This is a genomic window from Actinotignum schaalii (genome assembly GCF_028864145.1).
In the GTDB taxonomy this organism is placed as follows: Bacteria; Actinomycetota; Actinomycetes; order Actinomycetales; family Actinomycetaceae; genus Actinotignum; species Actinotignum schaalii_B.
The window spans coordinates 36,531-45,454 of record NZ_JARBHJ010000017.1; the positions used below are offsets into that span (position 1 = coordinate 36,531).

Genomic DNA, 8,924 nt, shown 5'->3' on the forward strand with positions numbered 1-8,924 from the left:
CTCCGTCTTCTCGTGGCATTGTTATAACCGCATCGCACGATATGAATCGTTGTGCGATGCGGCCGTGATCGCGCGCTAACTCTAACAGTTCACACGCGATGCCGTCAGGGATTCTTGAACGTGCTTTTTCCCAGGCACGTAGGGTTCGCGGATCTACATCTAAAATGCGTGCAAGCTGCGTTGTGGAAAGTCCCAGCAAGTGTCGATAAGCCATGAAGACGGGCGCGTCCATAGAGGTAGTCCTTTCCGATATGGATTTGTAGGTCCATATACTTCTTTGACAAGGAGTTCAGGATCATTTTGGATCCAGAGTCTCTCGGCGTTTGCCGGCTCAAGTAAGTGGCCGGTGGTTACGGTAAATAAATGTTATTTTCACCCATTCTTGATTTCCAAGAAACTCTCGCTTCCCTTGTCATAGCGGTACCGGGTGTTTTCCCCCTTTTGAATGAGCTCAACGGCGGTGGCGATGGCTTCGCGCGGGACGATGAACCATTCGCTCGGGTCGTAGTTTTTGCCCTCGCTATCGATTTGCGAGAGGGATACTTTTACGTCCGCGAAGATCTGGTGGAGCAGGTGCTCTAGTTTTGCAGCATTGACGTCGTAAGTTACGTACGTGTCTACGATTTCGACGGGTGCCATGAGGTAGGTGGGTGATTGTTCGGCGCCAGCGATGCGCTTTTCTACCGGCCCACGCGAGAACCCTATCTTGTGGAGGTTGCGCAGGCTGGAGATTTGCGGATCTGTGGAGAGGGAACGCAGCACATAGATCCACCCGGTTGGAGTTTCGTCCGGGTTCTCTTCCTCGTCAGCTGCGATAGCAGCATCGCTCCCTTGCTGAAGATCAAGGGCGGCTGACTGCGGTTCGACGATAATCCGACCATCTTTTCCGAGCGCGGTAGCTAGGGACTGCCGGTAGAGTGCAGATTCTGTACCGTTTTCAAAGATGACACGGAGCCGTTGCCGGGTCCGGAGCTCGCCACCAGTGTGGTATTTCTGGTCAGCTCCTTGAGCGGCAACGAAGCCCATCACTCCGCCGAGCACGAAGTAGAGCCCTTCTTGTACAGCACTGATGCCCGGGAAAGAACGTTGTTCGGCTGCGCCGGAACGCAGCTGGGCATGCTTAGCTTTGAAAAGTGGTTCGAACTGCTCGAAATCTCTGGCTTTTTCGCGTTTCGCAACTGATTCCGGCGTGGCGATAGTCCGCGGAGGCGCAGCGGGGAGCCGGGACACATCGGTGATCCCGTATCCGTCGTCCAGGAGGTTGAATTCATCGGAGGCCAGAACATCGTCGATGCTCTGCGGGGCTTCTTCGCGGGTGAGCAGCCCGAATTCGGTGTCGAGGTCCTTGAGCTTTTCGAGCTTTTCGGGATCGGCACGGATTCCCTCCAGGCGCGCCCCGAGTTTACGCTCCCCGATAGCGCGGGTGTGGGGGTCAGGTTCGCGCCCTTCTTTGGCCCGGAAATCCACGATTTCCAGGAAGGCGCGTTCTAGCCGGTCTTCGCTGGTGAAACGCCGCGGGGCAGGAGGTGCGTCAAGTAGCCCTTCGGTATCGGAGGCGAGGATCTTCGCGAATTCTGCTTCAAAATCGAAATCAGCCATTAGTTCTTATCCCCCTGGGAAGCATCGGCGCCTGCGGTACGTACCGGTACCGGAACGTCTTCGGCATGCTTGCCACCGCTGCGCACTGCCGCGGGTTCGATCGGCTCCACTCCAGCCGCAGCTTCAGCTGCCGCTTCGGCCGCCGCTTTCTCAGCATCATGCTTTGCTTTTTCACGTTGCAGGATAAGCAGGCCTTCGGCGTACATTTTCTCGGTGGGGTCGTCGCTGCGGACGTCCGGGCGGCGGCCATTGACCTTAACCCAGTCGGTGATTGCGGGCCACATCTCCATTGCTTCTTCCGGTTTCAGGGTGATGCGGGTAGCGGCAATGGCATCTTGGATGATGCGCAGCACTGGGCTGGAGACCTGCTTGGACATCACTTCGAAGGCCTTCTGGAAGGGGTTGATAGATTCGATGAGGTCGATGTTGATCTCATCAATATCCACGAACTTGTTCCCCATTTCCACGAAACGCCGGTCTCCCACGGTCCGTACTTCGCCGGATTTGATCACGGAGGAGACCACCACATGCTGGCGGATTTGCTCGACTTCTTTCTCAGTGATGTCCGGGTAGGTTTGGCGAATGATGCGTGGGATAAGCACCTTGTTGATGACTTCGGGTTCCGCAGCCCCGGCCGCGGCCCGCGCCACCTGGTCATCTTGCAAAATATTGGCCTTCAGGTCATCAATACCCGTGGCGATAATCTCCTTGGCGCGCTTCGTCGTGGGCTCCACCAGGCCTTTGACTTCCAGGGTGCCGGGATCCGGGGCTTCGTCTGTGTTCCGTTTGGCCCGGAAGTTGTAGTTCGGGGCAAGCACCTGTTCCATGAGCAGCGCCGCGGTAATCCCTTTCAAAACGTTATTGACGGAGAGCGTCACTTCGTTTTGGGTGGCATCCGGTTCGGCCAGCAGGTTGGTGAATTGCGCGTGGCTTTTCCCGGGGCTATCGCGGGTAACGCGCCCGATGATCTGGATGAGCTCGGTATGCGAGGCTCGGTAACCAACCGTGAGGGCGTGTTCCGCGAAAGGCCAGTCGAAACCTTCTTTCGCCATGCCGAGCGCGATGATGATATCGGCGGCATCGCGATTCTTCGCGGCCACATCAGTCAAGTACACCAGGGTCTTAGCGCGCGCTTTCTCATCACTATCATCCACAAGATCGGCCACGCGCAGCACGGCACCGGTGTCGCGCCGCCGCACGAAGATCATGCAGTCGTCCCCGGGGAAACGCGGCTCTACCTGCGCAACTTCTTCGGGCGGAAGCACCTCGCCAATAATATCGAGGATCTTCCCGACTTCTTCGTACTTGTCCTTCGTGGATTCCCCGGAGTTCACGGAGGGGATATGCAGAATGGTTTTCTTGTCGAGATCCAGCACTTCCGCGATGGCATCGGTGTAACGGCCCTGGTAGAAGTGGTGGCCGATCCCTAGTGTTTTCAGGTATTGGTAGCCGTTGAGCTGGTCGTAATAGTTGAAAGTGACGGGCGTGAATTTCGCTTCGTCTTTCGGGTCCAGCACGGGCACGGAGTCACCACGGAAATAGGAGCCGGTCATGGCGATGATATGCGCGTCGGACTGCTCCATAATGGCATGCAGCACGGAGCCGAGCCGGTTGTTGTCCAGGTCGGCGGAGACGTGATGGAATTCGTCAATCGCGATCACGCAGCCGTTGAAATCCTCGGGTTTGGCCTGTTCGAAGGCGAAACGCAGGGTGGCGTGCGTGCAGACGAGCGTGGCATCCGGCCCTTCCAGGAAACGCAGAAATGCGGCGACTTTCGATTCGTTGCTGCCGGGTGTGCACAGGTTGTTCGCGGGTTTGACGTCCCAGTCCGCGAAGAAGCCGTAGGTGGTGAGGTCGGTGGGCGCGAAGGACGCACCGATGGAGCGTTCGGGTACCGCCACGATCACCTTGCGCCGGCCCTGGTTGAAGAGCTTATCGAGCGCAATAAACATGAGCGCGCGCGATTTCCCGGAAGCCGGCGGCGCCTTGATGAGCAGGTACTGGGAGGCGCGCTGTTCATAGGCACGAGCCTGCATTTCCCGCATCCCGAGCTCATCGGTGGCAACCGATTTCCCGGTTTGCGCATAGGTCACGTCCACAACGTTTTCGGTGGCCACGGCTATTTCCCTTCTGCTTCGATCATCTGCTGATACTTCGCGAATAGCACCGCGAGGCGTTCCTCATCGGATGCGAACGGGGTGCTCTTATAAAGTCTATCGACGGCTTCGTCATTTTTTTCGTGTGCTTCGCGGAGGTTGCGTGGCATGAGGTCTGGGTCGTAGAGCTCGGCTAAGGTTTTTTCGCAGTGGTATTCGCGTACATCGAGTACGCGTAGCGCGCGTTTCGTGAGTTCTTCTTTCGACGACGCCGATAACTCTGGCACGGGAAAAGTGTTATAAACCAAGGTATTCGAGTACCGGAAGTCGGTTTTCATCTTCCCGCCAACAGCGCGTAGCCAGGCCATGTGCATTTTCGAGGTCAGCAAGGCGAACAGCCACGGCTCAGCATCGTAAACTGCAAATGCAAGGTTAGAGATAACTGTGTCAGGATCGAGATAACCAATAGGAACGTATTGTCGGCGTTCGGAAGAAACTGCCGGTACGATAATCGAATCGGTGGGCTTGTAGCGGACTTCCCCAAATCGCCAAGGGATGGCAGAAAACTCTTGGGTCTGCTTCTTCGTACTGGCCGAACGCATGGCGGAAACGTGCTCCAGGCGCCGCTTTATTTCTGGAATCTTGGCTGCTTCGTGCCGGTTTTCCTCCGTGAGCCACAGGCAGTAGCGGTCTTTCCCATTGATGTAATCATCAGCGCCCACGAACTGCTTAATTACTTCGGAAAGCTCAGGATAGCTGGTAAGAAGATCTTCTGCCTCTTGAGCAGAAAGAATGAGGTTACCCCCGTCGGTCGGTTGGGAGCCTTTGGTCATTTTTGGAAGAGTCGATGATAGAGCCTTACCTTGCGCTGTTACGAAAGTATCCTCTCCGGAAATGAGGTAGGCGTTAATATTTTCCACCGTGGTTTGGACGAGGTCCGTGAAGAGGTATTTCGTCTCGGAGGATTCATTGCGCAGGCTAATAACTGCCACGGTCACACCCGCATTATGGGAGGCATTATTGCTCCACTTGAAGGAGGTGTAGGCGTAGCCAATCTCTATACCGCCCGTGAAAACATGGGGGTGGAGCAGGGCAACCTGCTCGCCCTGGGTAATGGAATTCGTGGTCACGAAAGAGAGCTTGGCCCGGCTGCCGCGAATGTAATTGGCACCCTTAATGAACCACAGGGAAACATAATCGAGCTTCTTAGGATACTTCTCAGTGCCAAAAACAAAGTGAAAATCTTGTTTCTGGGAGGATATTTGGCCCGCCGAACCTACATAGGGTGGGTTTCCGATTAAATAAATTTCGTCGGTGCCGTTGTTGGGGCAGACTTCGTTCCAGTCGAGGCGGGTGGCGTTGCCGTGCACGATGTGCCCGGTTTCCTTAAGTGGAATGAGGGGAATATCCAGGCCGAATTTGGCTTTGAACTCCTGGTTCATCTGGTGTTTGGCGATCCAGAGTGAAAGGATAGCCATCTCCACGGAGATATCATCAATTTCGATGCCGTAGAAGTTCTCAATATTGATCACCGAGGAGCCAAAGCCCAGGGTGGCAGCGCCGAGCTTCTCTTCCTCACCCATGCCGAGCAGGCCCCAGCGGCCCGCCGAGGAAAGAGAATCGATGCGATCCAGGATTGCGTGTTCGAGCTTGCGCAATTCCTTATATGCGATAACTAAAAAGTTGCCACTGCCGCTGGCCGGATCAAAAAGCTTGATTTTTGAAATTCTTGTGAGGAGTTTCTTGAGTCGCGGTACCGATTCGCAGGCTTTGTCATATTCGTTCCAGAGTTCATCCAAGAAGAGCGGTTTGATGGTTTTGAGGATATTGGGGACCGAGGTGTAGTGCTGGCCCAGATTAGCGCGCTGATCCTTATCTACCACTGCCTGGAACATGGAGCCGAAAATATCCGGGTTGATTTCCGACCAATCCAGGGTGCCGAGCTCCAGGAGCGAATCGCGCGCGTGCTTGGTGAATTGGGGGACTGTCAAGGAGGCGGCGTCGTCGTTATTAATGCGGAAAAGGCGACCATTGACGTAGGGGAAGCTCTGCAAGTAGACGGGTTTATCGGACGTGTTCGGGGTGTCCAGCGCGTGGAAAAGTGCGGTGAGGAATGCGGCGGTGTCGGAGCCGTCGCGCTGGGTGTGTGAGCCGACCGCGCTGGTGAACTGGCCTTTTGCGAAGATGCCGGTATCCTCCGCGAAGAAACAGAAGAGGAGGCGAGTGAAGAAGATGTTGAGGCTGTGGGGAGATTTGTCCTCGTGGAAGAGGTTGGGGTTGGCGGCGAGGAGTTCGTCGTACACCTTGCTCATGTGTTCGGCGGCGCGGCGGTCCGCGTGGGTATCCGAGGAGAAGTGCTGTTTCTCCATATTCGCCCAGGGGAGGAAGAAGGTGAAATCGCTGGCGAGTTTGGCGAGGGGGATGCTGAGGGAATCGCCGGTTTTGGTATCAATTGCGGCGAGGGATTCGTAATTTGTGGCGATGACGAAGCGGGTATTGAAGCGGAGCGCGGCTTCGCTGGTTTTCATTTCCAGCGCGGCGGCCATGAGGTCACGGCTGGTTTCGGCCAGGTAGATCTTGTTTTTCCACACGATATCGCGCTCCGGGTTCGCCGCGACGTTGAGCGAGCTGGCGGTGGTGGAACGCAGGCGGGTGACGCTGGATTTGGAGATGCCGTAAGCGAGGAGGAGGTCGAAGAAGAAATCGCGAGTGAAGGGCGCACGGGAGGTGAGTTTCTTGACGTTCTCCTCAATACTCTGGAGGGTGATGGCCACGGCCGGCTCCTTTCGCGGACGGGCCCGGGCGCGGCGCGGGTGCTGCGGCTCGGGCGGTACGTTCCTATCTTAGAGGGGGCTTGCGACAGAAAATTTGTGCACGTACTTCAGGCTATGCGGGGAAGTTGAGTGGCAGGGTGAGGTCGTATTGTTCTGCGTCGTAGAGGTGGTCGGCTAGATCCACGATCTGCCCGGACTCATCGTAAGCGCTACGCCTCACTCGTAAGAGAGGAGCCCCGGATGCCACGTGGAGAAGTTCTGCTTCCACGGGAGTTGCGCTGCGCGCGCTGATACGCTGGACCCCGCCCCGTAACACAATCCCGTGACTCTTGAAGAAATCATAGAGACCACCCGATGATATAGCGGTAAGCGAGGGAGCCAGATCGGCAGGGATCCAGTTACGCATAATCCCCATACGGTTTCCCTCCGCCCACCGCAAACGTTCTAAAGCCACAATTTCTTTACCTTCCGGGCAGTGCATATCGGCAGCTAGACCACTATCAGCAAACACCACCCGATACTGGAGAACATCCGTGCGCGGTTCACGGCCCGCGGCCCGTAAATCATCGGAAAGACTAGCCAGGGAAGGATCCCTTTGGAAAACCCGTGGCATCACCCTGGTTCCCACACGCGGACGCCGTGAGAGTTTCCCCTCATCAGTCAGGACTTGTAATGCCCGCCGTAGCGTGGGGCGCGAGACACCCAGCCTGCGTGACATGGACACTTCGTCTTCAAGGAGTTGTCCGGGTAAGAGCGTGCCAGAGTCAATAAGACTCGCTAATGATTGCGTGATTTGCTGATGTAAAGGAGTGGAAGACCGAGAGTCGAAACTAATCCGGGGAGCAACCGGAACATCCAGCTGATCTGCATCGTCTTTTCCATGGGGGTTTGACATTAACGTGACCCTCTCACTCTTATTTGTTCACCCAATTGTAAACATAGCCGATCGTCGTATGTTTAGCCAGTATTTCTGTAGTTTTAGCGATTCATAGCGGTTTATATGGCCACGTTCATCGAAGTTTCCCCGCCATTCTGGCTGGTCTTTTGTATTTACAAGTAGGGGGTCTGGGGTTATTTTGGGAACAAATGAGACACCCCGCTGGTGGGGTGCTGGTTTGGACTCACAAAGGAGTGATAACGAATGGATATACCTCATTGGATTAATGGTGGCCTGTACACGGGCCAGCCGGAGGGAAAGATCGCGGTTGACGACCCGGCGAGTGGCGAGATTCGCGGGTATTTGTTACAGGCAAGCCGTGAAGATCTTGACTACGCAGTAGAGATTGCGGTTGAAGCTCAAAAAGCTTGGGCTCGTACCTCGTTGGCGAAGCGTACCGAGATCATGTATCGGATGCGTCAGCTCGTCCTTGATCATCAAGACGAGATTGCGAAAGCGATTGTGGCTGAGCACGGTAAGGATTATTCGGATGCTATTGGGGAGATCCAGCGGGGGCGGGAGACCCTTGATTTTGCTTGCGGGATTAATGTTGCCCTGAAAGGTGAAACATCCTCGAATATTTCCACGGGGGTAGATATTCACACGCTGCGCCAGCCTCTTGGTGTTGTTGGCGGGATTTGCCCGTTTAATTTCCCGGTTATGGTGCCTATGTGGATGCACCCGATTGCGATTGCTACCGGGAATGCTTTTATTTTGAAGCCGGCACCGGCCACGCCTTCGGCTTCTCTTTTGATTGCGCGTTTGTATAAGGAAGCTGGTCTGCCTGACGGGATCTTCCAGGTTATTTCCGGGTCGAATGATTTCACGATGGCCATGATTGACCACCCGGATATCAAGGCTGTTTCTTTCGTGGGTTCAACCCCGGTTGCGAAACTGATTCAGGAGCGTGCGGTGCGGGCGGGCAAGCGTGTCCAAGCATTGGGCGGGGCTAATAATCATGCGATTGTTATGCCCGATGCTGATATCAACTTCGCTGGCAAACACCTTTCAGCTGCGGCTTTCGGAGCTGCTGGTGAACGCTGCATGGCATTACCTGTTGCTGTGGCTGTGGGCGGGGTTGGTGACAAACTAGCAAAAGCCGTCAAAGAACACGCTGAGCTTATCCGAGTGGGTTACGGCCTGGACGAAGGCGTGCAGATGGGCCCGGTTATCAACGCCCAGGCTAAAGAACGGATCATTGACGCGATTACTGATGCGGAAAGCAAAGGTGCGAAAGTCATCCTTGATGGGCGTTCTCTCAATGTGAGCGGGCATGAGAACGGGTATTTCCTTGGCCCAACTATTTGCACGCATGTCGCGCGCGATTCCATCCTGTATCGGGAAGAAACTTTCGGGCCGGTCCTGGCAATCGTCGAGGTAGACACCTACGAAGAAGCCATCGCTCTTGTTAATTCCTCGCCTTACGGTAACGGAGCAGCGATCTTCACCAACGATGGTGGCCTGGCACGTCGTTTCGAGCTGGAAGTTGAAGCTGGCATGGTCGGTATCAACGTTCCT

5 protein-coding genes and 1 pseudogene are annotated in these 8,924 nt (G+C 55.5%); 1 reads left to right on the forward strand and 5 read right to left on the reverse strand.

Translation table 11 applies throughout. The features are described 5' to 3' along the window. Positions 1-372: 372 nt before the first annotated feature. The 5 genes and pseudogenes from PWJ82_RS04975 to PWJ82_RS09590 all read right to left on the reverse strand — a co-directional run. Positions 373-1,599: a GIY-YIG nuclease family protein gene (locus PWJ82_RS04975; RefSeq protein WP_274735582.1), complete on the reverse strand. Its 1,227-nt coding sequence runs from the start codon at positions 1,597-1,599 to the stop codon at positions 373-375. Next, a complete protein-coding gene (locus PWJ82_RS04980; protein WP_274735583.1) occupies positions 1,599-3,716 on the reverse strand; it encodes a DEAD/DEAH box helicase in 2,118 nt (705 codons plus the stop codon). The genes PWJ82_RS04975 and PWJ82_RS04980 overlap by 1 nt, the downstream gene beginning before the upstream one ends. Positions 3,717-3,718: 2 nt before the next feature. After that, on the reverse strand, positions 3,719-6,469 hold the full coding sequence (locus PWJ82_RS04985; RefSeq protein WP_274732625.1) for a class I SAM-dependent DNA methyltransferase: 2,751 nt from the start codon (positions 6,467-6,469) through the stop codon (positions 3,719-3,721). 112 nt (positions 6,470-6,581) lie between these two features. After that, complete coding sequence (locus PWJ82_RS04990) at positions 6,582-7,082, reverse strand: GntR family transcriptional regulator (protein ID WP_274732626.1); 501 nt, start codon at positions 7,080-7,082, stop codon at positions 6,582-6,584. Between the two features lie 12 nt (positions 7,083-7,094). Continuing rightward, positions 7,095-7,364, reverse strand: a pseudogene (locus PWJ82_RS09590) (GntR family transcriptional regulator); the annotation flags it as partial. Positions 7,365-7,610: 246 nt separating this feature from the next. Here PWJ82_RS09590 and PWJ82_RS04995 point away from each other — a divergent pair. Continuing rightward, a partial coding sequence (locus PWJ82_RS04995; RefSeq protein WP_274735584.1) for a CoA-acylating methylmalonate-semialdehyde dehydrogenase occupies positions 7,611-8,924 on the forward strand: 1,314 nt, incomplete at its 3' end.

Bases quoted from the DNA above. Each gene is read 5' to 3' on its own strand.
- PWJ82_RS04975 (WP_274735582.1), bottom strand. From the start codon at position 1,599: ATGGCTGATTTCGATTTTGAAGCAGAATTCGCGAAGATCCTCGCCTCC.
- PWJ82_RS04990 (WP_274732626.1), bottom strand. From the start codon at position 7,082: ATGCCACGGGTTTTCCAAAGGGATCCTTCCCTGGCTAGTCTTTCCGAT.